The organism is Streptomyces melanogenes (genome assembly GCF_014649795.1).
Taxonomy (GTDB): Bacteria; Actinomycetota; Actinomycetes; order Streptomycetales; family Streptomycetaceae; genus Streptomyces; species Streptomyces noboritoensis.
In genome coordinates this window covers 170,393-195,093 of the sequence record NZ_BMTS01000011.1, presented here as the reverse complement: position 1 = coordinate 195,093, position 24,701 = coordinate 170,393, and the positions used below count along the sequence as shown (strand labels likewise).

Below are 24,701 nucleotides of genomic sequence, written 5' to 3'. Positions count from 1 at the left end.
TCGTTCCGCCAGGAGCTTCCTCGTACGTACGCGAGGTGGGGCCGGATCAGACCGGGCGCGCCTCGACGATGGAGACGCCCGCGGCGGTCTGCACGATGCGGTCCAGCTGGAAGCCGGTGGCGCGCAGGATCTCCGAGTACTGGCGCTCCGTGCGCTCCTTGCCGCCGACCAGGATCATCAGCCACAGGTCGACGAGCTTGGCGGGGTGCGCCGCGTTGCCCTCCGGAGGCACGAATTCCATGACGAGCAGGCGGCCGTCGGGGCTGATTGCCTCACGGGCGTTCTTGAGGATCTCCAGCGCCTTCGGCTCCGGCCATTCATGCAGAATGTGCTTCAGCAGATAGGCGTCGGCACCGGCCGGCAGCGGACCGAAGAGATCGCCCTTGTCGATCTCGACCCGGTCGACCACGCCCTCTTCGGTGAGAAACGCGTCGGCGCCGAGCTCGTCCGCCCGGGAATCGAAGAGGATGCCCTTCGACGCGGGCGTCTTCTTGAGGATCGCGGACAGCAGACCGCCGCGACCGCCGAAGACGTCGACGAGGGTCTTGTACTTGGAGAAGTCGTACGCGGCGAGAATGGGCTCGGTCTCCATATTCGAGAGCGTGCCCATGCCGTTGAGGAAGATCTCGGCGAATTCCGGGTTCTGGCCCAGGTACTCGTACGCGTGCATGCCGCGGTTCTTCTCGAGGCTCGGCTGACCGGTGCGCACGGTGTGGATGAGCGCACCCCAGTCCTCCCAGCTCGCGGGGTGACCTGTCAACAGGGCCATGTCGCGCATCGACATCGGCGTGCCGGTGCGCAGCGCGTCGGCCATGGGCGTCAGCTTGAAGCGGCCGTCGCTCTGCTCGCTGAATATCCGGTAGCTGGCGAGGGCGCGCAGCAGCCGGTGGACCGCGTCCGGGTCGGCCTCGATCCGCCGGGCGATCTCCTCCGAGGACAGCGGGCCGTCGGCGAGCTGGTCGGCGATCTTCAGTTCGGCCGCCACGTAGATCGCCTGGGACACCCAGGCGCCCTGGGCGAGTTCGAGGACGGCGATCGGCGCGGGCACCATCAGCTGGGCGAGGCGCTGCACCCGCGCGCGCACCCCTTCGACGATGCGGACGACTCGGGCGGGCGGAATTGGGGGCATGCGTATCCTCCATCGGCGGTTGCGCAGCGGTATCAAGAGTCTCAATTACCGGGATACCGGAAACTATGGGCGTCGCCCGGCAGACTCTAGAGCCGCGCCCGGCGGCGAACAACCACTCAACGCGCGAAAACCCGCCCCTCGTTGGCCGAAATTCGGCGCGAGTTCGGCACCAGTGAATTCCGAGTGCGAATCAAGTGTGCAACTGCGGATGGGGCGCAGTCGGACAGGGCTTACAACTTACCTGCGAATACAGGACGGTTGAGGTAGAAGCGTCTATCGTGGCGCCGGTTGAGTCGGCTCCCAATGACGGGGGCACGCCATGATGAGGGAGAGACATGTCGAGAATACGCAGGTCTTGGAGTGGGGCCTTCGTGGCAGCGGCGGCGGTGGGCACCCTGGCCGTCACGCTGATCCCCGGCCCGGCACAGGCCTCGCCGAAGGAGGCGAAGGCCGCCGGTACCACCGCGGGTGCCACTGCCAACATTGAGGTCATTGCGAGCAAGCTCAACAACCCCCGCGGCCTCTCCGTCCAGGCGGACGGGACGGTCCTGGTCGCCGAGTCGGGCGTGGGCAAGCCGGGCTGCGCGCCGGGCACCAAGTGCGTCGGACTGACCGGTTCCATCTACCGCGTCAAGGGCACCCAGCAGGGCCGCGTCGTCACCGGCCTGGCGTCCTCGGCGGTGGCCCCGACCAACCCGTACGAGCCGATCTCGGCCGCCGGCCCCAACGACGTGGAGGCCAACGGGTCGGGCTACCTCGTCCTCAGCGGCTTCGGCGGCGGCACGGACGACCGCGACAAGCTCGGCGCGGACGCGGCCAAGCTCGGCACGCTCCAGACGGCGAGCGGCTGGGTCGTCGGCGACCCGGTCAAGCACGAGACGCTGCTGGACCCGGACTGGATCCTCGGCCACCCGGCCAACCCCGAGGAAGCGTCCATCCACAGCAACCCGTGGCGCTTCGCCCGCAACGGCCGCGGCTTCCTGGTCACGGACGCCGGCGCCAACGACCTGATCGGCGTCGGCTTCGGCGGCCGCACCACCACCGAGGCGATCTTCCCGGACAACGAGCTCCCGGCGCCGGGCGGCGCCGCGGCCCCCTCGGCCAAGGAGAAGAAGGCCCTGGAGTCCCTCGCCCCGCAGGCCAAGACGGTCGCGGCCGACGGCACGGTCAAGGTCCAGGCGGTGCCCAGCGGCATCGTCAAGGGCGCGGACGGCGCGTTCTACGTCGCCGACATGGGCGGTCTGCGTCCGGGTGCCTCGCGCATCTGGCGGATCGTGCCGGGCCACCGCGCTGAGGTCTTCGCCAGCGGTCTGACCGCGGTGACCGACCTGGCCACGGACAAGAACGGCAACCTGATCGCGCTGACCCTGACCGGCGGCTTCCAGCAGCAGGGCCCGCCGCTGCCGGGCAAGCTGAACCGGATCGACGTCAAGACCAAGGCGGTCACCGAGATCCCGACCGACGGCAAGCTGGCGATGTCCACCGGCCTGGCCGTCGGCCCGAACAACGAGATCTACGTGACCAACAACTCGGTCGGCACCGAGGGTCAGCTGATCAAGATCACGGAGTAGTACCGCAGGGCGTGCTACCGCCTGGGTAGTACGAGTAGTACTGATCTACGGATCAGCGCGTGACGTGCGGCCCCGCCGGGAACCTGACGCCCGGCGGGGCCGCTTCGTCGTCCGCGCGGAAAAATCTTCCTCCCCTCCGGTCACACTCCTGAGCCGGGACCCGTCAGACCAGTGACGCGGATCCCGACCGATGGGATCGAGCCAGCGTCGCCGCTGAACGATCGCAGTAGATCTCTGAAGGAGAGCAGTCATGGAAGCACGGATGCAGAACCCGGCGATGGTCCTCCCCGACGCGATGCAGGCCATCCAGAGCCTGTACAAGGCCACCTACGCGGGCGGCGTCCCGGCGGGTCTGCTCGCGCTGAGCCACCTGCGCGCGAGCCAGATCAACGGCTGCGCCCCCTGCGTGGAGTCGGCGTCCGGCCAGGCGCGCAAGGCGGGTGAGAGCGACGAGAAGATCTTCTCCGTCGGCGCGTGGCGGGAGACCCCCTTCTACACCGACTCCGAGCGCGCGGCGCTCGCGCTCACCGAGCACGTCACGCGGCTGAGCGACCGCGAGGACCCGGTTCCGGACGCGGTGTGGAACGAGGCCGCCAAGCACTTCAACGAGCAGGAGCTCGCGGCGCTCGTGCTGCACATCTCCGTCAGCAACCTGTTCAACCGCCTCAACGCCACGACGAAGCAGCAGGCCGGACAGAAGTGGTAGGCACGGCCTAGCGGCGTGTTCGGTACAGCCAGGCCGGACCCGGACCGAGTGGGCGGTGCGGCGGTCGCGCGACGACACGCGACGGCCGCGCCGCCCCTCAGCACGCGGATCGGTTCGCTGCTACGGATCGGTCGACTCGGTCCCCTTGTGCGGCTCAGTATGCAGATCATCGAGGTGGCTTGTTCTCGCCTGTGGACAACGTTTTCCACAGGGGTGGTGAGGGGGGGCCGGGCGCGGGACCGTCGAGGCATGAACAAGCACCACGAATCGCACGGTTCCCACGGTCTGCCCGACGACGACCCGCGGCTCACCCTGCGCAACCCGGCCGAACTGGCCGACGCCCTGCCGTATTTGATGGGCTTCCATCCGACGGACTCCATCGTGATGGTCGCCCTCCACGGTCGCCGGGGCCGCTTCGGCGGGCGGCTCCGGCTCGGCATCCCCCGAGCGGCGGGGGAGTGGCCGCACGTCGCCGAGCAACTGGCCGAGTGCCTGGTGTCGGGGAGCGAGCGGCGGGGCCCGCGCCCGGACGGGATCATCGTGTTCCTCTGCCGGGACCCGGACCGGGCCGGCGATATGACGAGCAGTCAAGTGATGGAGGGGCTACGGCCGTTGGCCCAACTCCTGCGTACGGCGTGCGGCACCCTGGACGTTCCGGTCCTGGAGGCGCTCTGCATCTCGGACGGGAGGTACTGGTCGTACTGCTGCCCGGACGCGCGCTGCTGCCCGCCGGAGGGGAACGTGCTGGCCATGCCCGGTACGTCGGTGCTGGCGGCAGCCGCGACCTTCGCCGGGCTCCAAGTCCGCGGTTCCCTGCGGGAGATGGAGGCGCGGCTCGCCCCCTGGCGGCGCCCGGCGGCGGCCGACCAGGAGCGCGTGCTCGCGGCGGCTGAGGAGGCGCTGGTGCCCCGCATCCTGGACGAGGAGGAGCGGCTGCGGGTCGGACGGGAGACCCTGGACCTGGCGGGCCGCGTGATGCGCCGCCTCTCCGGCGCGCCCCCGGCCACGGGCCGCACGGACGCGGACGCGCTGGACGACGGCCTGATCGCCCACGACGAGGCGGCGGCCCTGGTCCTCGGCCTCCAGGACCGCACCACCCGGGACCGCGCGGCGGAGTGGATGGAGGGCCCGGACGCGGCCCCGGCCCAACGCCTGTGGCGCGCCCTGGCCCGCCGCTGCGTGGGCCGCTACGGGGAGCACGCGGCGGCCCCGCTCACGCTGGCGGGCTGGGTGGCCTGGTCCACCGGCGACGAGCCCGCCGCCAGGGTCGCCCTGGGCCTGGCCCTGCGCGCGGACCCCGACTACCAGTTCGCCCAACTCCTCCACCAGGCCTGCAACCAGGGCCTGGACCCGGAGGCGTTGCGCAGGTGCTTGCGGGAGGAGAGGCGGGAGCGGGAGGAGGGGGTGAGTGCTCCCGGGGTTGAGGCCGCCCTCCCCGAGCCCGGCGTCTCCGCGGCCGAGCCTGCCGCCGCCGGGCGCGGGGTGGTCGTGGAGGCGTCGGTGTCCGGTGCGGCCGGGCCCGTTCGGCGGCTCAAGGCCCGCCGCAAGTCTCCGGGGAGCCGGAACGACAGCGCGGCCGCCACCTCCCCGGCGAACAGGCGGGACGCGGCAACCGCCGCCGCCCGCCCCGACGGTGTCGAGGGCGGCACGCCGGCGGCCGGGTCCGCCCGGCGCGGGGCCCGGCGGACCGGCCGGGCGGGGCAGCGGGACGGGACCGGCCGATGACACCGGGTCCGCGCCACGCCGTGTCGCTCCGTGACCCGTGCACGGCCCGCCGCGTTCACGAGGGGGGCGCCGCGCGAGGGCGGTCCGCCCGACCCGCGAATGCGGCCGGAGTGCTCGGAAGGCAAGGTATGGCGTTCAATGTCCCTCCCCGGGCCAATCCCCCCTCCCGGGTCGATCCCGCTTCCCGGGGCAATCCCTCTTCCTGGGCCGAAGACCCGCCCCCGCCCTGGGGGCACCTCTCCCTCCGGGGTGAAGCCCGGGGTCACACCCCGCCCCGGGCCCCCGCCGGAGGCGGACCGGCCACCCTCGGAGCAACGGGTCGAGGGCCAGGACTCGGGTCCGGGGTCGGGCCTGGACCGGGTCGGCGCCCGGGACCCGCATCCCGAACGTCCGGCCCGGCCGGAACCTCCGGGCACGGACCCGGACCCGGCCCCGGATTCGGCGAGCTCCCCCCACTGCACGCGGCCCTGATCTCCGTCGCCCTGCCCGGCCTCGTCGTCTCGGCGGAGCACGGCCAGCTCACCGGCCACGGCCTGGAGGGCTTCTACCGCCACGGCCGCCGCCTGCTCGCGCGCTGCCAGCTGAAGGTGGCCGGGCGGGAGCCGATCGCCCTCCAGGGCAGATCGATATCGGCCGACCGCGCCCGCTTCTTCGCGGTGGTGCGCACCCCGGCCGACAGCGGCCCCGACCCCGAGATCGCGATCGAGCGGCTGCGCCAGGCCGACGGCAGCGAGCGGATCACCCTGCGCAGCTCGTCACCCCGCCCCCTGCGGCTGCCCGTGGAGATCGCGCTCGGGACGGACCTCGCCGACCTGGGCGCGGTCGCGGCGGGCCGGGCCGGGCCCGAACTGCCGGGCAGCGTCCACGACTCGGGCATGCGCTGGACGGCCCCCGGCGCACACGCGGTGGTGAGCGCCCACCCGCCCCCGGCCGACGCGCTCGCCTCGGCGGGCGTGCTGCGCTGGGACGTGGAGCTGCCCCCGGGTGGTACGTACACGATCGAGCTCACCATCCGCACCGACCGCCCCGCCCGGCCCCCCGGCCAGGCCGCGAGCCACCCGCTGCCGCAGGCCGAGGCGGAGGGCGACGACCCCCGGGTCGGACCGCTGCTCCAGAGCGGCCTCGACGACCTGCGCGCCCTGCTCGTACGGGACCCGGCGCACCCGGTGGACGTGTACGCGGCGGCGGGCGTCCCCTGGCGCACCGGCCCGGCCCCGGCCGAGGCGCTGTGGGCCGCGCGGATGGCCCTGCCGCTCTCCACCCGGCTGGCGGCGGCGACCCTGCGCGCCGTCGCGCGTACCCAACTTGCGGGCGGAGAAAGGGAGTCGGGCCGCATTCCCGGTCCGCTCCGGGACGCGGGTCCACACCTTCCGCCGAGCTGTACCGGAGTGGAGGCCACGCTCGCGTTCCCGGTGGTGCTCGCCGAGGCCCGCCGCTGGGGGCTCGCCGAGTCCGAGGTGGCCGAGCTGCTGCCGGCGGCGGAGCGGTGTCTGCGCTGGCTGCGCGGGTGCGTCGGCGAGGACGGCTATCTCGGCGAGCCCGGCCCGGCGGCGGGGCTCGCCCGGGCCGAGACCCAGGCCCACGCCCACCGCGCCGCGGTCCTTGGCGCCGAACTGCTGAGGGAGTACGGCAGGCCGGGCGCCGAGGAGTGCGCGGCCCTGGCGGCGGGGCTGCGCGAGCGGTTCCGGGAGGAGTTCTGGATCGAGGACCTCGCGGGCGGGCGCCCCTCCGCCGCCCGCACCGCCGACGGCCGCCACCTGCCCCCGCTCGGCGCGGGCGCCGCCCACCTCCTGGACACCGGGCTGCTCGGTGCGGGACGGCTCGCCCCCGGCCTGCTCGACAAGGTGCAGACGGAACAGCTGGCCCGCCTCCTCGGCAGCCCGGCCATGGACTCCGGCTGGGGCCTGCGCGGCCTCGGCGCCAAGGAGCCGGGCTACAACCCGTTCGGCCACCGCGCGGGCGCGGTGCGGGTGTACGACACGGCGGTCGCCGTCACGGGCCTGGCGGCCGCCGGGTACGAGAAGGAGGCGAGCGGCCTGCTGCGCGGACTCCTGGACGCGGCCGAGACGTTCGGCTACCGGCTGCCCGAGATGTACGCGGGGGAGCAGCGCACCGCGGACGGCGCCCCGCTGCCGCACCCCGCCGCGTGCCGCCCGGCCGCCGTCGCCGCGGCCTCGGCGGTCCAGCTGCTCACCACGCTCGCCGGGATCCGCCCGGACGCCCCGGCGGGCACGGTCGCCCTCTGCCCCGTACGGTCGGCGCCGCTCGGCGCGGTGCGACTGTCGGGGCTCAGCGTCGCGGGGGAGCCGTTCGCCGTGCGGGTCAGCAGGCTCGGCGTCGGCATGGTCGAGCAGGCCGCCGGCCGGCTCCAGTTGGGAGGCTGAACGGAGTGCTGAGTGAATCCGGTACGGAGGAAGAGGTCGCGCCCGTCCCCGGGGCGGGGGCGGTGGGCGCCGAGGGTATCGAGCCATATGTGGTGAGAAACCGCGCGCGGGGCGCCTCGGGAGGAACCCGTGGGGCGCCTGGTGAAGATGGTGCGACCGGCCGCGTCCGGGGGCGTGTTTATCGTCAGGGAGACGACTATGATCGCTTCATGTCTCCCTACGACCCGTCGGCCTACCCGCCCTTCGCCGTGACCGTCGACCTGGTCGTGCTCACCGTGCGCCGCCACGCCCTGTGCGCGCTGGTCGTCCGTCGCGGGGAGCCGCCGTTCCAGGGGCGGTGGGCGCTGCCCGGCGGCTTCGTCCGGGGCGACGAGGACCTGTCGGCCGCGGCGGCCCGCGAGCTGACCGAGGAGACCGGACTCTGCGCCCAGGACCCGGCGGCCACCGCCCCGGCCCCGGGCAACGGCGCCCATCTGGAGCAGCTCGCCACGTACGGCGACCCCCGGCGCGACCCCCGGATGCGGGTCGTCAGCGTGGCGCACCTGGCGCTCGCCCCCGATCTGCCCGCCCCGCGCGCGGGCGGCGACGCGCACAGCGCGCGCTGGGCGCCGGTCGAGGACCTGCTGAGCCAGGACGGCGGCTTCGGCCGCGAGGACGAGCAGCCCGCCCCGCTCGCCTTCGACCACGCCCAGATCCTCGCGGACGGCGTGGAGCGGGCCCGCTCCAAGATCGAGTACTCGTCTCTGGCCACGGCGTTCTGCCCGGCCGAGTTCACCGTCGGGGAGCTGCGGCGGGTGTACGAGGCGGTGTGGGGCGTCGCGCTCGACCCCCGCAACTTCCACCGCAAGGTGACCGGCACCCCGGGCTTCCTGGTCCCGGCGGGCGGCACGACGACCCGCCAGGGCGGCCGCCCCGCGCAACTGTTCCGCGCGGGCGGAGCGACGCTCCTGAACCCCCCGATGCTCCGCCCGGAGGTCTGACCCGCGCCCCAAAGGGGCGCGGGGCTGTGTCATTGTGCGGCTCCGCCGCGTGGGCGCGACCAGGCACGCACGGTCCGCAGTCGAAGTCCGCACACCTCCGGCGGCGCCGCACGCATGCCCACGGGTGCATGAAAAGTCCGAAATGTCGAGTTATGTTACTCCGGTACTCGTCGCACCCGCCGCACCCGCGGTACTCGTCCTCCCGCCGTGCCGTCGAGCGGTCTCACCCCCGCGAGAGAAGCGATGCTCCAGGCCATCGGACTCACCAGCACACCCCACCGCGACCGTCCGCCCGAGGTGGACGACCTGACCTTCGAAGCCCGGCCGGGCCTGATCACCGCGCTGCTCGGCGCCCCCGGCTCCGGCAAGACCACGGCCCTGCGCCTGATGCTGGAGCTCGAACCGGGCCGGGGCGTCACCTACTTCCGGGGCCGCCCGCTCCACAAGGTGGCCCACCCGGCCCGCGAGGTCGGCACCCTGCTCGGCGACGTGCCGGGCCACCCCGCCCGCACGGTCCGGGGCCAGCTGCGCCTCATGTGCGCGGTAGCCGGGGTCCCGGCCGCGAGGGCCGAGGAGATGCTCCACGTCGTCGGCCTCGACGGCCTCGGCGACCAGCGGCTCGGCGCCCTCTCGCTCGGCATGGACCGCAGGCTCGGCCTCGCCGCCGCCCTCCTCGGCGACCCGCACACCCTGCTCCTCGACGAGCCCGCAGAGGGCCTCTCGCCGCGCGAGAACAGCTGGCTGTACGGGCTGCTGCGCGGCCACGCCCAGCACGGCGGCACCGTGCTGTGCACCTTCGCCGACCCCAAGGAGGCGGCCCGGGTGGCCGACCGGGTGGTCACCATCGACGGGGGCCGCCTCGTCGCGGACCAGGACGCGAGGGAGTTCGCCCGCACCCGGCTGCGCCCCCGGGTCGCCGTCGCCACCCCGCACGCCGCCCGCCTCGGATCGCTGGTCACGCGCGAGGCCCGCGCCGCACGCCGCTCCGTCGAGGTGGTCGCCGAGGACGGCAGCCACCTCTCGGTCTACGGCACGACCTGCGCCGAGGTCGGCGAGACGGCCTTCCGCCACGGCATCCTCGTCCACCGCCTCACGGAAGAGGTCGGCGACACGGGCCCGACGCCGCCGGGCCCCCGCCCCGCTCCGGCAGGGGCCCCCGCCGAACCCACGGAACTCCTCCCGCCGCACACCAGCGCCCCCACTCCCCACCCGCGCCCCCCGATCACCCCCGCCCTCCCGCGCACCCCACTCCGCCCCCTCCGCTACGAGCTCCGCCGCCTGCTCGGCGTGCGCACCACGTACCTGCTCGCCGGTGCCGTGCTCGTCGGGTCGGTCGCCCTCGCCGTGGTGCTCGGGCGCGCCGGGCACACCCCGCTGCCGCACCTGGCCGCCGCCTGGCCGGAGCTGCTTCCGCTGCCGCCCGCGGCGTTCGGCGCCGGGGTCCTCGGGGCGCTCGCCTTCGGTGAGGAGTACCGCTATCCCGCGCTCGCCGCCGACCGCGGCACCGTCCCCCGCAGGCTCGGGCTGCTGCTCGCCAAGCTCGCCGTGTCGGCCGGGGCCGCCCTCCTGCTGGCCGTGCTCACGGTCGCCCTGGACGCGCAGGCCCTGCGTCTGGTGTACGGCGGCGACTTGGTCCGGATCCCACCGGACTGGCCCTCGCTCGCGGCGAGTTGGGCGGGGCTGACCGTCGGCTGCGCCTGGGCCGGGCTGCTCGCGGCCGGCATCTTCCGGGCCACCACGGCCGGGCTCGCCGCCGTCCTGGCGGTGCCGGTCGCCGTCGTCCCCCTCGTACAGAAGGCGCTGGCGGCGCCGCAGGCGCGATCGGTGGCCGGGCTTCCGGCCCGGCTGCGGGACGTGGCCTGGCTGCGCTGGCCGCACCTGCTGGACAACGGCCTCGCCGCGGCGCTGCACCTGCTGGCCCGGCCGCAGGGCGCGGCCCTCGCGCTGTCGCTCTGCGTGCTGCTCTGCGCCTACGTACTCACCAGCCTTCGCGCGAGGGCCCGTTGGTGACCTCGCCCCGACCTCCCCGTATACCGATGGCCACAACTCCCCAGAGAATGCCCGCTTCTTTCCGATAAAGCGTCAATTGCGAGGGGTGCGGCGATCACCCTTTCGTGTGCTTTTCACCAAAGACCTCAAGGGCCGTGGAAGTCCCGCCGACAAAGGATGCGTGAGTACCCTTGCGCACACCATGATGACCACCGCCCGCGCCGCCGACACCGGCCTCGCAGGACCGGGCGAACTCGACCGCTACCCCTACGCGGAGGCGCGTGGCGCCGACCGCGTCTCCCTCCCCGCGTGGGACGGGGCCGAGGCAGACCTCGGCCGGGTGAGCCGCCGCGCGGCGGGCAGCCGCGGGAGAGGACTGCACGGCCAACTCGTCCAGCAGCTCGGCCAGATGATCGTCTCCGGCGATCTCGGCGCCGACCGCCCGCTGGTCCCCGAGGAGATCGGCCAGCGCTTCGAGGTCTCCCGGACCGTCGTCCGCGAGTCCCTGCGCGTACTGGAGGCCAAGGGCCTGGTCAGCGCCCGCCCCAACGTCGGCACCCGGGTCCGCCCGGTCAGCGACTGGAACCTGCTGGACCCCGACATCATCGAGTGGCGCGCCTTCGGCCCGCAGCGCGACGACCAGCGGCGCGAGCTCAGCGAGCTGCGCTGGACGATCGAGCCGCTGGCCGCCCGGCTCGCGGCGGGGCACGGCCGCGAGGACCTCCAGCAGCGCCTCGGCGACATGGTCGAGATCATGGGGCACTCGCTGGCCCAGGGCGACGTGATCACCTTCTCGCGGGCCGACGCGGAGTTCCACTCCCTGCTGATCCAGGCCGCGGGCAACCGCATGCTGGAGCACCTCTCCGGCATCGTCGGCGCCGCCCTCCAGGTCTCCGGCGGACCGGTCACCGGCTGTGACCGCCCGTCCGACGCCGCGCTCACCCACCACGGCCGGATCGTGGACGCGCTGGCGGCCGCCGACGGGGCGGCGGCCGAGGCGGCCATGCGGCAGCTGCTCACCGTCCACCCCGAGGTGGAGCGCGTCGTTCCCGCGCCGCGCGAGCACTGACGGCGGAGGCGGCCGGGCGCGGGCCCGCCGCCCCCGCCCGGAGGAAGCACGCGTCGCCGGACCTCGGGGGGTCCGGCGACGCGATTATGGGCACTATGACCCTTGTGGCCGTTTCTGTCGTAAATGGGGTGTGACTCGGGCCACGTGGATTGGGCGTAACACTCCTCGAAACCATGCGATGACCTAAGAGGTAACAGCCGAGGAAGGAATACAGCGGCCGCTCGCGGCGCTGTGCAGCTCCGAGGTTCAGCCCGCGCCGTCGGCACAATCCCCAGCCGACGGTCGTCGGCTCCGGCCCGATCATGGGCGGGGCCGGAAGCCGTTTTCCATCGTTCCGAGAGGTTGTTCGTGTCGGCCAGCACATCCCGTACGCTCCCGCCGGAGATCGCCGAGTCAGAGTCTGTGATGGCGCTCATCGAGCGGGGAAAGGCTGATGGGCAGATCGCCGGCGATGACGTGCGTCGGGCCTTCGAAGCCGACCAGATTCCGCCAACCCAGTGGAAGAATGTTCTGCGCAGCCTCAACCAGATCCTCGAGGAAGAGGGTGTGACGCTGATGGTCAGTGCCGCGGAATCTCCCAAGCGCACCCGGAAGAGCGTCGCAGCGAAGAGCCCGGCGAAGCGCACCGCCACCAAGACCGTCGCGGCCAAGACGACCGTGACCAAGACCGTCGCGGCCACCGCGGCCCCGGCGGCCGAGACCGTGGACGTGTCGGCTGACGACGCCGACGCGCCCAAGAAGGCCGCCGCCAAGAAGACGGCCGCGAAGAAGACCGTCGCCAAGAAGGCCGTGGCCAAGAAGACGGCGGCGAAGAAGACCGCCGGCAAGAAGGGCGACGACGAGGTCATCGAGGGCGACGAGCTCCTCGAGGACGTCGCGCCCGGCAAGGGCGACGAGGAAGAGCCCGAGGGCGAGAGCAAGGGCTTCGTCCTGTCCGACGAGGACGAGGACGACGCGCCCGCCCAGCAGGTCGCCGTCGCCGGTGCCACCGCCGACCCGGTCAAGGACTACCTGAAGCAGATCGGCAAGGTCCCGCTCCTCAACGCCGAGCAGGAGGTCGAGCTCGCCAAGCGCATCGAGGCCGGCCTGTTCGCCGAGGACAAGCTGTCGGCCGCCGACAAGCTCGCCCCCAAGCTCAAGCGCGAGCTGGAGATCATCGCCGAGGACGGCCGCCGCGCCAAGAACCACCTGCTGGAGGCCAACCTCCGCCTCGTGGTCTCGCTGGCCAAGCGCTACACGGGCCGCGGCATGCTCTTCCTGGACCTGATCCAGGAGGGCAACCTGGGTCTGATCCGCGCGGTCGAGAAGTTCGACTACACCAAGGGCTACAAGTTCTCCACGTACGCCACCTGGTGGATCCGTCAGGCGATCACCCGCGCCATGGCCGACCAGGCCCGCACCATCCGTATCCCGGTGCACATGGTCGAGGTCATCAACAAGCTCGCCCGCGTGCAGCGCCAGATGCTCCAGGACCTGGGCCGCGAGCCCACCCCGGAGGAGCTGGCCAAGGAACTCGACATGACCCCGGAGAAGGTCATCGAGGTCCAGAAGTACGGCCGTGAGCCGATCTCCCTCCACACCCCCCTGGGTGAGGACGGCGACAGCGAGTTCGGTGACCTCATCGAGGACTCCGAGGCGGTCGTCCCGGCCGACGCGGTCAGCTTCACGCTCCTCCAGGAGCAGCTGCACTCGGTCCTCGACACCCTGTCGGAGCGCGAGGCGGGCGTGGTCTCCATGCGCTTCGGCCTCACCGACGGCCAGCCGAAGACCCTGGACGAGATCGGCAAGGTCTACGGCGTGACGCGTGAGCGCATCCGCCAGATCGAGTCGAAGACCATGTCGAAGCTCCGCCACCCGTCGCGCTCGCAGGTCCTGCGCGACTACCTCGACTAGGTCGTGTTCCTACGTACGTAGTACGTAGTCGTCCGTGACGCAGGGCCCGGTTTCCGCAAGGGAACCGGGCCCTCGTGCGTGTCTGAGCGGGTGCGGGCCGTCAATTGCTCGTTGACTCTGGGTGTGCCTGTGTCACCCGGAGTCAGGAGACCGTATGCGACGTCCCACCGTCCGAGCGCTGCGCGGGGCGCTGGCCCTCACGGCCGCCGCGACCGCCGTACCGCTGGCCGCGCCCGTCTCGGCCGCCGCCGACAGCGTGGTCATCGGGGGCACACCCGTCGCCGTCGAGAACAACCCGTACGCCGTCGCGCTCTCCAGCCGTACCCGGTTCGGGGGTACGCGCGCGGGCCAGTTCTGCGGGGGAGCGGTGGTCGCGCCGACCAAGGTGGTCACCGCCGCGCACTGCCTCAGCAAGGAGGTGCTCGGCGCCAACGGGGTGCGGGACCTGAAGGTGATCGCGGGGCGCTCCCAGCTGCGCGGCAGCAAGGGCCAGGAGGTCGTCGTGCGGGACACCTGGGTCAACCCCGGCTACAGCCCGGTGACCAACGCCGGCGACCTGGCGGTGCTCACCCTGGCGAGCGCGCTGCCCGAGTCGTACGTCATCGGGCTCGCCGGGCCGGGCGACGCCGCGTACACCCCGGGCACCGCCGCGACCGTGCTCGGCTGGGGCGACACATCCGGGCGGGGCAGCTACGCCTCGGCGCTGCGGTCGGCGCCGGTCCAGGTGCTGTCGGACGGGGCCTGTGAGCGCGCCTACCCGGGGAACTCGGAGGGGGAGTACCTGAGCGCCACCATGCTCTGCGCGGGCGATCTCAGGGGCGGCCACGACGCCTGCCAGGGCGACAGCGGGGGGCCGCTGGTCGCCCATGGGCGACTGATCGGCCTGGTGTCCTGGGGCAGCGGCTGCGGGCAGGCCGAGAGCCCGGGGGTGTACACCCGGATCTCCGCGTTCGTCGGCCCGTCACGGCACGCGGCGCCCCTGTAGCGGGGCGCGGGCACGAGAACGGGCGGCCGCCCCCGCGTGCGGGGGCGGCCGCCCGTCGCCGGTCCTGGACCGGCCCTGGCTCGTCGTCAGTGCGAGGTTCAGCGATCCTCTTCGCCTGCGGATTCGGGCACCGCGGTGAGGCGGTCCGTCTCGTCCTGTATCTCAGCGGCGATCTTCTTCAGTTCCGGCTCGAACTTGCGTCCGTGGTGAGCACAGAAGAGCAGTTCGCCGCCGCTGGTCAGAAGGACACGCAGGTAAGCCTGTGCGCCGCAGCGGTCGCAACGGTCAGCGGCCGTCAGGGGGCTCGCGGGGGTCAGAACAGTAGTCACGTCGCCTCTTCTCTAGCTCGACGAGCTGTCGTACCAGGGTCAACATCCAACCAGGCCGAAAACGTTCCCGCTCGTGCCTTTTCCTCGAAACTTCTTGGTCAAGGTGGCTGTCTGCTGCCGGTTGGCGGCGAATGAGCCGTATTGCGTTGCTTTACGGTTTCGCGTTGCTTGTCTCGGTTTGGTCCTCCCGGCAGGGTTGCCGGTTGTTCATGAGGACGTGCCCGGAGCCTAAATGGTTCATGCCTGGATGGGAACGTGATATCCGCATCACCCCAACGAGGGATCGAACATGCATACGAGGCTGGACTAGCATGAGTATTGCCGAGGGTGGCGTGACAACGGCTCTACCAGGCCTCGGTACCCTCTGACCGGCGACCGACGCCGGCCCCCTACCCACCGGGGGCGTATTGAAATTCAGCGAGGAGCGAACTGCGTGACCGCCGAGACGTCCGTTCCGTCCACTGCGCTGCTGTCCGGCGCCGACCGGGACGGCTCCAACTACACCGCGCGGCACCTGCTCGTCCTTGAAGGCCTCGAAGCGGTCCGCAAGCGCCCCGGCATGTACATCGGCTCGACCGACAGCCGCGGCCTGATGCACTGCCTCTGGGAGATCATCGACAACTCGGTCGACGAGGCCCTGGGCGGGTACTGCGACTTCATCGAGGTGATCCTGCACGACGACGGCTCGGTCGAGGTGCGGGACAACGGCCGGGGCATCCCGGTCGACGTCGAGCCCAAGACCGGTCTGTCGGGCGTCGAGGTCGTCATGACCAAGCTGCACGCCGGCGGCAAGTTCGGCGGCGGCTCCTACGCCGCCTCCGGCGGTCTGCACGGCGTGGGCGCGTCCGTGGTGAACGCGCTCTCGGCCCGCCTCGACGTCGAGGTCGACCGCAACAGCGCGACGCACTCGATCAGCTTCCGTCGCGGCACCCCCGGCATGTTCACCGAGCAGGGCCCCGACGCCCCCTTCGACCCGTCGAGCGGGCTGCTCAAGGGCAAGCGGGTGCCCAAGACCCGCACCGGCACCCGCATCCGCTACTGGGCGGACCGCCAGATCTTCCTCAAGGACGCGAAGCTCTCCCTGGAGACGCTGCACCAGCGCGCGCGTCAGACCGCCTTCCTGGTCCCCGGCCTGACCATCGTCGTCCGCGACGAGCGCGGCCTGGACGGCGAGGGGAAGACGGAAGAGACGTTCCGCTTCGACGGCGGGATCAGCGAGTTCTGCGAGTACCTGGCCCAGGACAAGGGCGTCTGCGACGTGCTGCGGCTCACCGGCCAGGGCACCTTCAAGGAGACCGTCCCGGTCCTGGACGAGCGCGGCCACATGACCCCGACCGAGGTCACCCGTGAGCTCGCGGTGGACATCGCGCTGCGCTGGGGCACCGGGTACGACACGAACCTGAAGTCGTTCGTGAACATCATCGCCACCCCCAAGGGCGGCACCCACGTCACCGGCTTCGAGCGGTCGGTCGCCAAGACCGTCAACGAGGTGCTGCGCTCGGCGAAGCTGCTGCGCGTCGCCGAGGACGACGTCGTCAAGGACGACGCCATGGAGGGCCTGACGGCGGTGGTCACCGTCCGTCTCGCCGAGCCGCAGTTCGAGGGCCAGACCAAGGAGGTGCTCGGCACCTCGGCCGCCAACCGGATCGTCGCCAATGTGGTCGCCAAGGAGCTCAAGGCCTTCCTGACCTCCACCAAGCGCGACGACAAGCAGCAGGCCCGCGCCGTGATGGAGAAGATCGTCGCGGCCGCCCGGACCCGGATCGCGGCCCGTCAGCACAAGGAGGCGCAGCGCCGCAAGACCGCCCTGGAGTCCTCCTCGCTCCCGGCCAAGCTGGCCGACTGCCGCAGCGACGACGTGGAGCGCAGCGAGCTCTTCATCGTCGAGGGCGACTCCGCGCTCGGCACCGCCAAGCTCGCGCGGAACTCGGAATTCCAGGCGCTGCTGCCGATCCGCGGCAAGATCCTCAACGTTCAGAAGGCGTCCGTCTCGGACATGCTCAAGAACGCCGAGTGCGGCGCGATCATCCAGGTCATAGGAGCGGGCTCGGGCCGCACCTTCGACATCGACGCGGCGCGCTACGGCAAGATCGTCCTGCTCGTCGACGCCGATGTCGACGGCGCCCACATCCGCATCCTGCTGCTGACCCTCTTCCAGCGCTACATGCGCCCGATGGTCGAGGCGGGCCGGGTCTTCGCCGCCGTCCCGCCGCTGCACCGGATCGAGCTGGTCCAGCCCAAGAAGGGCCAGGACAAGTACGTGTACACGTACTCGGACAACGAGCTGCGCCAGACCCTGCTGGAGTTCCAGCGCAAGAACATCCGCTACAAGGACTCCATCCAGCGCTACAAGGGCCTCGGCGAGATGGACGCCGACCAGCTGGCGGAGACCACGATGGACCCGCGCTTCCGCACCCTGCGCCGGATCAACATCGGCGACCTGGAGGCCTCCGAGCAGGTCTTCGACCTCCTGATGGGCAACGAGGTGGCGCCCCGCAAGGAGTTCATCACCAGCTCGGCGGCGACGCTGGACCGCTCGCGCATCGACGCGTAGCCACAGCGGCGGGCCCGGCCTGGACGGCCGGGCCCGTCCGTGCGTTCCGGGGCGTCGGGGCGGCGCGTCCACCCGTGGGTGGAGCTGCGGGCTCCACCCACGTTCAACCCCTGATCCGATGCGTCTGACCAGCCTGTTTCCGTAACTTCGATGGCGTAGGGAAGTCCTGCCGTCGTAGTTCCGGAGGCCCAGATGTCCGCGCTCGTGAATGTGCTGGTGGCGGTAGCCGTCGTCGCGCTGATCGTCTCGCGCCAGGTGCGGCCCCAGCAGCTGGCCGACGCCAAGCGCTGGTGGCTCGTCCCGGCGGTCCTGGTCTACCTGGCGATACGGGAAAAGGGCCTGGTCGACCCGGACCACCACCTGGCCTCGGCGCTGCTGCTCGGCACGGAGGTCGCGACCGGGCTGCTCATGGGCGCGGCCTGGGGCTGGACCAGCAAGCTCTGGACCGAGGAGGACGGCTCGGTGTGGACCAAGGGCACCAAGGCCACGGCGGCCGTCTGGGTCGTGGGCATCGCCGTCCGGGCGGGGCTCGCGGGTATCGGCGCTCTGGCCGGGATACGGATGGGCACGGGCGCGCTGCTCCTCGGCCTCGCGGCCTCGCTCCTGGTCCGCAGCGGCATCCTGGTGTGGCGGGCCCAGTCACTGCCCGCGTCGTACGGTGCCGCTGCCGACGGCACGGCCCGGCCGCTGTGGAAGGACCGCGTGTGAGCACCGACGTCTGGTTCACCTGGCCCTCGCGGGAGGCGCTCTCCCGCGAGGGGCTCAGCCGCGCACGGCTGGGCATCATGTGGGGCGTGCGGGGGCTGCTGTTCGGCGGGATGCTGTGGACCGCGATCAGCGCGAAGGGGCCCGACGGCTGGTCCTGGGTGGTGGGCGTGGCCATGGTGCTGGTCATGGTCGTGCTGGCCCGGGCGTTCTGGCAGCAGACGCTCGCCCACCGGCTGTGGCCCTCGCTGGGGCTGCTCGCGCTGCTGATGGCCTCGGCGGTGGCGGCGCAGCGGACCGACTGGGACGTCTTCGCGATCATCGTGTGGTGCGGCTGCGCGATCTCCGCCCTGGAGCGGCTCCCGCTGGGCGCCGCCGTCCCCTGCACGCTGGTGGCCCTCGGGGCGTACGCGGTGGTGAACACCGAGAACTGGCTGACCACCGCCCTCACCACCGCGGGGCTCGGTCTCGCCGGATATGTGCTGCGGCTGGACGCGGAGGCCCGGGGCAGCGCCCAGCGGCTGCTCGCCCAGGAGCGGGCCGCCCGGGCCGCCGAGGCCGAGTCGGCCGCGCTCGCCGAGCGGGCCAGGATCGCCCGCGAGATCCACGACGTGCTGGCGCACAGCCTCTCCGCGCAGCTGGTGCATCTGGAGGCGGCCCGGCTGATGATCGAGCGCGAGCCCGCCGGGGAGTTCCGGGACCGGATCCTGGAGCGGGTGGTCGCCGCCCGGTCGATGGCGCGGGACGGCCTGGCCGAGACCCGGCAGGCGCTCTCCGCGCTGCGCGGCGAGATCACGCCGGTCGAGGACTTCCTGCACACGCTCGTCGACGGCGGCGGGCCGGGCGGCCCGGCCGGGGTCGAAGTGGCGGGGGAGCGGCGGCCGTTGACGGCCGAGGCGTCCCAGGCGGTGCGGCGGGTGGCGCAGGAGGCCCTGACGAACGTGCGCAAGCACGCGCCGGGCGCCGCCGTGGCCGTCCGGCTGGAGTATCTGCCGGACGAAGTGGCCCTGGAGGTACGGGATTCGGGTGGCGGCCGGGTCGCGGAGGAACTGGCGGTGAGCGGTTCCGGATACGGTCTGCTGGGGATGAGGGAGCGCGCCGAACTGCTCGGCGGGACCCTGGAGGCGGGACCGGAGGAGGAGGGCTTCGTGGTGCGGCTGAGGGTGCCGGCATGACCGGCGAAGGGGGCGGTGTGGCGGTGGGAGGTACCGGGCCCGAGGGTGCGCCCGGACGTGGGGGCCGGGCGATCCGCGTGGTCGTGGCGGACGACCAGTCGGTGGTGCGCGAGGGGATCGTGATGCTCCTCGGGCTGCTGCCCGGGGTCGAGGTGGTGGGCGCGGCCAAGGACGGCGAGGAGGCGGTCGCGCTGGTCGCCGAAGTGGCCCCGGACGTCGTCCTGATGGACCTGCGGATGCCGCGCTGCGACGGGGCCGAGGCCACCCGCCGCATCCGCTCCGCGTATCCGGGGACGCAGGTCGTGATCCTGACGACCTACGCGGACGACGACTCGCTCTTCCCGGCGCTGCAGGCCGGGGCGCGTGGGTATCTGACCAAGGACGCGGGCGGCGACGAGATCGTCCGGGCGATACAGGACGTGCTGGCCGGACAGGCCGGTCTGGCGCCCTCGGTGCAGCGGCGGCTGCTCGAACGGGTGACGTCGCCACCGCCCTCGGCCGTGCCCGCGGTGCTGCCCGACGGGCTCACCGGCCGCGAGGGCGAGGTGCTCGGCCTGGTCGCCGAGGGCCTGTCCAACCCGGAGATCTCCCGCGCGCTGCACATCTCCACGGCGACGGTGAAGACGCACATCAACAACATCTTCGCCAAGACGGGAGCCAGGGACCGTGCGCAGGCCGTGCGGTACGCGTACCAGCACGGCCTCACCCGCCCACCGGGTCCGGCCATCACCTAATGGGGTGAAGAGGGGGCGTTGAAGAGTGCGGGGGCGTCCCCTCTGCCCATCCTTGGGCACGCGGCCGAACAGGGCCGTGGACAAGGAGTGTTGTTCGGTGGAGAGACAGGAACGGCACGACCCGGCGGCGGGGCGGATCGACGACCCCTGGTACGACGCGCTCGCCTCCGGGTGGGGCGAACTGGACGGCACGGTGCCCGCGTTCGCCCCGCCGCAGCAGCGGGCGGCCGAGCCGGACCCGGGGCACAGCGCGGCCGACATCTATCTGGAGGTGCAGCGCAGCGCCGCCTTCCAGGAGGTGCGCGCCCGCTACCGCAGGTTCGTGATCCCGGCCGCGCTGGCGTTCCTCGCCTGGTACATCGCGTACGTCGTCGCCGCGACCACCGCACCTGATCTGATGGCCCGTCAGGTGGTCGGGGCGGTCAATGTCGCGATGGTCGCCGGGCTCGGCCAGTTCCTCTCCACCTTCCTGCTGACCTGGGCGTACGCCCGTCATGCGCGGCTGCGCCGGGACCGGGCCGCGCTCGAACTGCGCTGGGACACCCAGGAGATGACACGGGGGATGGCCAGGTGAGCGCCGGCCGGGACCATCAGGCGCTGGCGCTGCTGCTGTTCAGCGCGTTCGTGGCGGCGACGCTGGCGATCACCACCTGGGTGAGCCGCAACCGGCGCGGCTCCGCGGAGGAGTTCTATGCGGGCGGGCGGCTGTTCTCCCCCATGGAGAACGGTTTCGCCATCGCGGGCGACTACATGTCGGCCGCCTCGTTCCTGGGCATCTCCGGGCTCATCGCGCTGTTCGGGTATGACGGGATGCTCTACTCCGTCGGGTTCCTGGTGGCCTGGCTGGTGGTGCTGCTGCTGGTGGCCGAGCTGGTCCGCAACTGCGGGCGGTTCACCCTCGCCGACGTGATCGCCGCCCGGATGAGCGAGCGCCCGGTGCGGATCGCGGCGGGAACCTCCTCGGTCACCGTGTCCGTTCTCTATCTGGTGGCGCAGATGGTCGGCGCGGGCAGTCTGGTGGCGCTGCTGCTCGGCGGCTCCAGCGGCGCAGCCCGCTCGTGGACGGTCATCGGCGTGGGCGCGCTGATGGTGGTCTATGTGTCGCTGGGCGGGATGCGGGCGACCACCTGGATCCAGATCGTGAAGGCCGTCCTCCTCATGGCCGGAGCGGTCACTCTCACCGTGCTGGTGCTGATGCGCTTCCACGGAGACATCAACCTGCTGCTCAACACGGCGGCCGACCGCAGCGGCCACGGAAAGGAGTTCCTCTCCCCGGGGCTCCGATACGGCGGTGGCTGGACCGCGCGGCTCGACTTCATCAGCCTGGGCCTGGCCCTGGTGCTCGGCACGGCGGGGCTGCCGCACATCCTCTCCCGCTTCTACACGGTGCCGACCGCCCGGGCCGCGCGCCGCTCGGTCGTCTGGGCGATCGGTCTCATCGGCGGCTTCTATCTGATGACCATCGTGCTCGGCTTCGGCGCGGCCGCCGTGGTGGGCTCCGCCGAGGTGAAGTCGGCGAACGCGGCGGGGAACACGGCCGTACCGCTGCTGGCGCTCGATCTGGGCGGCGGCGCGGGCTCCACAGGCGGAACGGTTCTCTTCGCGGTCGTGGCAGCGGTCGCCTTCGCCACCATCCTGGCCGTCGTTGCCGGGATCACCCTGGCCTCCTCCGCCTCCGTCGCCCATGACCTGTACGCCTCGCTGCGGCGGCGCCACGCCAAGCAGCACAGCGAGGTGGCGGTGGCCCGGGTCGCCGCCGCCGGGATCGGCGCGGTCGCCATCGGCCTCGGGCTGCTGGCCCGGGACCTGAACGTGGCGTTCCTGGTCGGGCTGGCCTTCGCGGTCGCGGCCTCGGCCAATCTGCCCGTGCTGATCTACACCTTGTTCTGGCGGAACTTCACCACCCGGGGCGCGGTCTGGTCGATCTACGGCGGCCTGGTCCCGGCGCTCGTCCTGGTGGTGCTCTCACCGGTGGTCTCCGGCGGGCCGCACGCGCTGTTCCCCGGGGTGGACTTCCAGTTCTTCCCGCTGGAGAACCCGGGGCTCGTCTCCATCCCGCTGGGCTTCCTGGCCGGATGGCTGGGCACGCTGACCTCGCCCGAGCCGCCGGACGAGGCCCGCCACGCGGAGACGGAGGTGCGGTCGCTGACGGGGGCGGGCGCGGTCTAGCCGTCGGCAGGATCGATCCTCCCAAGGTCAGGGCCACGCGTCCGCCGGGCCGGGCCGCCCACCGGATGGCCCCGGCCCGGCCCTCACACCGCCCAGGCGTACCGGTGTTCCGGGCGGCCCGTCTCCCCGTACCGCAGGGTGAGGCGCAGGCGGCCGGACTGCTCCAGGAGCCGCAGGTAGCGCTGGGCGGTGGAGCGGCTGAGGCCGGTGCGGCCCGCCACCTCATGGGCCGAGAGCGGATGGTCCGCGTGGTGCAGCACCTCGCGGATCAGCTCCGCCGTGGGCTCCGAGTGGCCGCTGGGCAGCCCGGGGGTGGTCGCGGCGGTCCGCAGCGCCCCGAAGATCCGGTCGACCTGGTCCTGCCCGGTGCCCTCGGCGCTGTCCTCGCCGGCCCGGTCCACGGTGCGGCGCAGGGTCGCGTACGCGTCGAGCTTGGTCCGTAGGCCCGCGAAGGTGAACGGCTTGACGAGGTAGTGCAGCGCGCCGTGGCGCATCGCGGCCTGGACGGTGGCCACGTCGCTGGCCGACGTCACCATGATCACATCGGTGTGGTGGCCCAGTTGGCGCATCCGGCGGACCAGCGAAAGACCCGTCTCGTCCGGCAGGAAGTGGTCGAGCAGCACCAGATCGACCCGATGGCGCTCCAGCGCCGCCAGTGCCTTGGCGGCGCTGTGCGCGCGGGCGACGACCCGGAACCCGGGAACCTTCCCGACGTACGCCGCGTTGATCTCGACGACACGGAAGTCGTCGTCCACGACCAGGACGTCTATCACCGTGTTTCCCTCCCGTTGAATCCCCGCAGTTGTAGCGCGAGCAAAACGAGCACAACAGGGGGCAGCGAGCAGAAGTGCGTCTTGCGCCCACAAGGCTGCCGCCGTGCCCCGCGCCACCTCTACGGTCCCGCTCCATGAGCACAGAGCAGAGGGGCACAGAGGGCCCCGACAGAGGCCCCGCGATCGAGCTGCGGAGCGCGAGCAAGTCGTTCCGTACGCCGTCCGGGGCGCTGCACACGGCCGTGCGGGACCTGGACCTGACCGTGGGGCGCGGTGAGTTCGTCGCCGTGGTCGGCCCCACCGGCTGCGGGAAGTCGACGACCCTGACCCTGGTCAGCGGCCTGGAGGAGCCCACCGACGGCGAGGTTCTGGTGGCCGGGGAGCCCGTCGACGGCATCGGTGACAAGGTCGGCTTCGTCTTCCAGCAGGACGCGGTCTTCCCCTGGCGGACCGTCCTGTCGAACGTGATGGCGGGGCCGCGCTTCCGGGGCGCCTCGAAGGCGGAGGCCAGGGAGCGGGCCCGCGCCTGGCTGGCCCGGGTCGGACTCGCGTCCTTCGAGGACCGCTATCCGCACCAGCTCTCCGGCGGCCAGCGCAAGCGCGTCGCCCTCGCCGCGACCTTCGTCAACGACCCCGAGATCCTGCTGATGGACGAGCCGTTCTCGGCGCTCGACGTACAGACCAGGGCGCTGATGTCCGACGAACTCCTCGACCTGTGGTCCGGAACGGGCTCCTCCGTCGTCTTCGTCACCCATGACCTGGAGGAGTCGATCGCCCTCGCCGACCGGGTCGTCGTGATGACCGCGGGCCCCGCGACCGTCAAGCGGGTCTTCGACATCGACCTGCCGCGCCCCCGCAAGGTCGAGTCGATCCGTCTTGAGCCCCGGTTCATCGAGATCTACCGGGAGATCTGGGAGTCGCTCGGCGAAGAGGTCCGCATCACCCGCGAGCGGGGTGCCGCCGATGTCGCCTGACACGATCGCCGCCGCCCTCGCCAAACCGACCGAGCGGACGAAGGCGCGGGCGCGCGCCGCACGCAACCGGCGCTTCCTGGTCCACGGAAGCCGTGTCGTGCTGCTGGTCGCCGTGATCGCGCTCTGGGAGGTGCTGGCCCGCACCAAGGCCATCGACCCCTTCAACTTCTCGATGCCGTCGAAGATCTGGGAGCAGATACGCGACTGGGCCGTGTACGGCACCGCGCAGGGGTCCCTGTGGGAGCAGATCTGGTACACGCTGTACGAGGCGCTGCTCGGCTGGATCATCGGCGTCCTGGGCGGTGTCGTCCTCGGCATCACGCTGGGCCGGATCCGGTTCCTCGCCGATGTGCTCGGCCCGTACATCAAGGTCCTCAACGCGATCCCGAGGATCGTGCTCGCGCCGATCTTCCTCATCTGGTTCGGGCTCGGCCCGGCGTCCAAGGTCGCGTCGGCGGTCGTCCTGGTCTTCTTCCCGGTCTTCTTCAACGCCTTCCAGGGCGCCCGCGAGGTCGACCGCAACCTGGTGAACAACGCCCGCATCCTGGGCGCGAGCAACCGCCGGGTCACCCTCCAGGTCGTCGTCCCCTCCGCCACGTCCTGGATCTTCACCAGCCTCCACGTCAGCTTCGGGTTCGCGCTGATCGGCGCGATCGTCGGCGAGTACATCGGCGCGACGAAGGGCCTCGGGCTCCTCGTCGCCGCCTCGCAGGGGACGTTCAACGCCGCCGGGGTGTACGCGGCGATGGCCATCCTCGCGGTCGTCGCGCTGCTCACCGAGGGGCTGCTCACCTTCGCCGAGCGGCGGCTCTTCCGCTGGCGGCCGTCCGAGCCGGGCACCGACCGCTGACAAGCCC

General features: G+C 72.3%; 20 protein-coding genes. 17 read left to right on the top strand and 3 right to left on the bottom strand.

Annotated features, from left to right (window positions below):
• Positions 1 to 46: 46 nt before the first annotated feature.
• Complete coding sequence (locus tag IE252_RS24205) at positions 47 to 1,129, bottom strand: methyltransferase (protein ID WP_190091579.1); 1,083 nt, start codon at positions 1,127 to 1,129, stop codon at positions 47 to 49.
• A 335-nt stretch (positions 1,130 to 1,464) separates the two neighbouring features.
• Between IE252_RS24205 and IE252_RS24200 the strand changes: the two genes are divergently transcribed.
• The 9 genes from IE252_RS24200 (at position 1,465) to IE252_RS24160 (ending at position 14,431) form a co-directional block, all read left to right on the top strand.
• Positions 1,465 to 2,700, top strand: a complete 1,236-nt coding sequence (locus IE252_RS24200) for a ScyD/ScyE family protein (protein ID WP_190091578.1) — start codon at positions 1,465 to 1,467, stop codon at positions 2,698 to 2,700.
• Positions 2,701 to 2,950: 250 nt separating this feature from the next.
• A complete protein-coding gene (locus IE252_RS24195) occupies positions 2,951 to 3,406 on the top strand; it encodes a carboxymuconolactone decarboxylase family protein (protein ID WP_190091577.1) in 456 nt (151 codons plus the stop codon).
• Between the two features lie 249 nt (positions 3,407 to 3,655).
• Entirely contained in the window at positions 3,656 to 5,131 is a 1,476-nt protein-coding gene (locus tag IE252_RS24190) for a DUF4192 domain-containing protein (RefSeq protein WP_190091576.1), read from the top strand.
• A 467-nt stretch (positions 5,132 to 5,598) separates the two neighbouring features.
• Positions 5,599 to 7,515: an amylo-alpha-1,6-glucosidase gene (locus IE252_RS24185; protein ID WP_373298605.1), complete on the top strand. Its 1,917-nt coding sequence runs from the start codon at positions 5,599 to 5,601 to the stop codon at positions 7,513 to 7,515.
• Between the two features lie 209 nt (positions 7,516 to 7,724).
• Positions 7,725 to 8,495, top strand: coding sequence for an NUDIX hydrolase (locus tag IE252_RS24180; protein WP_190091574.1), 771 nt, complete (start codon positions 7,725 to 7,727; stop codon positions 8,493 to 8,495).
• Between the two features lie 243 nt (positions 8,496 to 8,738).
• Positions 8,739 to 10,505 (top strand): ATP-binding cassette domain-containing protein, encoded by a 1,767-nt coding sequence (locus tag IE252_RS24175; RefSeq protein ID WP_190091573.1) that lies wholly within the window; start codon positions 8,739 to 8,741, stop codon positions 10,503 to 10,505.
• Between the two features lie 160 nt (positions 10,506 to 10,665).
• Positions 10,666 to 11,553 (top strand): FadR/GntR family transcriptional regulator, encoded by an 888-nt coding sequence (locus tag IE252_RS24170; RefSeq protein WP_190091572.1) that lies wholly within the window; start codon positions 10,666 to 10,668, stop codon positions 11,551 to 11,553.
• Between the two features lie 348 nt (positions 11,554 to 11,901).
• On the top strand, positions 11,902 to 13,446 hold the full coding sequence (locus IE252_RS24165; RefSeq protein WP_190091571.1) for an RNA polymerase sigma factor: 1,545 nt from the start codon (positions 11,902 to 11,904) through the stop codon (positions 13,444 to 13,446).
• A 154-nt stretch (positions 13,447 to 13,600) separates the two neighbouring features.
• Positions 13,601 to 14,431 (top strand): S1 family peptidase, encoded by an 831-nt coding sequence (locus IE252_RS24160; protein ID WP_190091570.1) that lies wholly within the window; start codon positions 13,601 to 13,603, stop codon positions 14,429 to 14,431.
• Positions 14,432 to 14,529: 98 nt separating this feature from the next.
• Here IE252_RS24160 and IE252_RS24155 read toward each other — a convergent pair whose 3' ends face one another.
• Entirely contained in the window at positions 14,530 to 14,760 is a 231-nt protein-coding gene (locus IE252_RS24155; RefSeq protein WP_067165114.1) for a DUF7455 domain-containing protein, read from the bottom strand.
• Positions 14,761 to 15,193: 433 nt separating this feature from the next.
• Here IE252_RS24155 and IE252_RS24150 point away from each other — a divergent pair, with 433 nt between their 5' ends.
• The 6 genes from IE252_RS24150 (at position 15,194) to IE252_RS24125 (ending at position 22,097) form a co-directional block, all read left to right on the top strand.
• On the top strand, positions 15,194 to 17,314 hold the full coding sequence (locus tag IE252_RS24150; protein WP_190091569.1) for a DNA gyrase/topoisomerase IV subunit B: 2,121 nt from the start codon (positions 15,194 to 15,196) through the stop codon (positions 17,312 to 17,314).
• Positions 17,315 to 17,506: 192 nt separating this feature from the next.
• Positions 17,507 to 18,022: a CcdC protein domain-containing protein gene (locus tag IE252_RS24145; RefSeq protein WP_190091568.1), complete on the top strand. Its 516-nt coding sequence runs from the start codon at positions 17,507 to 17,509 to the stop codon at positions 18,020 to 18,022.
• Positions 18,019 to 19,194, top strand: a complete 1,176-nt coding sequence (locus IE252_RS24140) for a sensor histidine kinase (protein ID WP_190091567.1) — start codon at positions 18,019 to 18,021, stop codon at positions 19,192 to 19,194. The genes IE252_RS24145 and IE252_RS24140 overlap by 4 nt, the downstream gene beginning before the upstream one ends.
• A gap of 122 nt (positions 19,195 to 19,316) precedes the next feature.
• Positions 19,317 to 19,928: a response regulator gene (locus tag IE252_RS24135; protein WP_229848774.1), complete on the top strand. Its 612-nt coding sequence runs from the start codon at positions 19,317 to 19,319 to the stop codon at positions 19,926 to 19,928.
• Between the two features lie 97 nt (positions 19,929 to 20,025).
• On the top strand, positions 20,026 to 20,502 hold the full coding sequence (locus IE252_RS24130; protein ID WP_229848763.1) for a DUF485 domain-containing protein: 477 nt from the start codon (positions 20,026 to 20,028) through the stop codon (positions 20,500 to 20,502).
• Entirely contained in the window at positions 20,499 to 22,097 is a 1,599-nt protein-coding gene (locus IE252_RS24125) for a monocarboxylic acid transporter (RefSeq protein WP_190091564.1), read from the top strand. The genes IE252_RS24130 and IE252_RS24125 overlap by 4 nt, the downstream gene beginning before the upstream one ends.
• Positions 22,098 to 22,180: 83 nt before the next feature.
• Here the strand turns inward: IE252_RS24125 and IE252_RS24120 are convergent, their stop codons facing one another.
• On the bottom strand, positions 22,181 to 22,870 hold the full coding sequence (locus IE252_RS24120) for a response regulator (protein WP_190091563.1): 690 nt from the start codon (positions 22,868 to 22,870) through the stop codon (positions 22,181 to 22,183).
• Between the two features lie 134 nt (positions 22,871 to 23,004).
• Between IE252_RS24120 and IE252_RS24115 the strand changes: the two genes are divergently transcribed.
• Together IE252_RS24115 and IE252_RS24110 are read left to right on the top strand one after the other, a co-directional pair.
• Entirely contained in the window at positions 23,005 to 23,844 is an 840-nt protein-coding gene (locus tag IE252_RS24115) for an ABC transporter ATP-binding protein (RefSeq protein ID WP_190091562.1), read from the top strand.
• Positions 23,834 to 24,694 carry an ABC transporter permease gene (locus tag IE252_RS24110; RefSeq protein ID WP_190091561.1) on the top strand — a complete coding sequence of 287 codons (861 nt, stop codon included), beginning with the start codon at positions 23,834 to 23,836 and terminating at the stop codon, positions 24,692 to 24,694. Before IE252_RS24115 ends, IE252_RS24110 begins: the two co-directional genes overlap by 11 nt.
• Positions 24,695 to 24,701 lie beyond the last annotated feature (7 nt).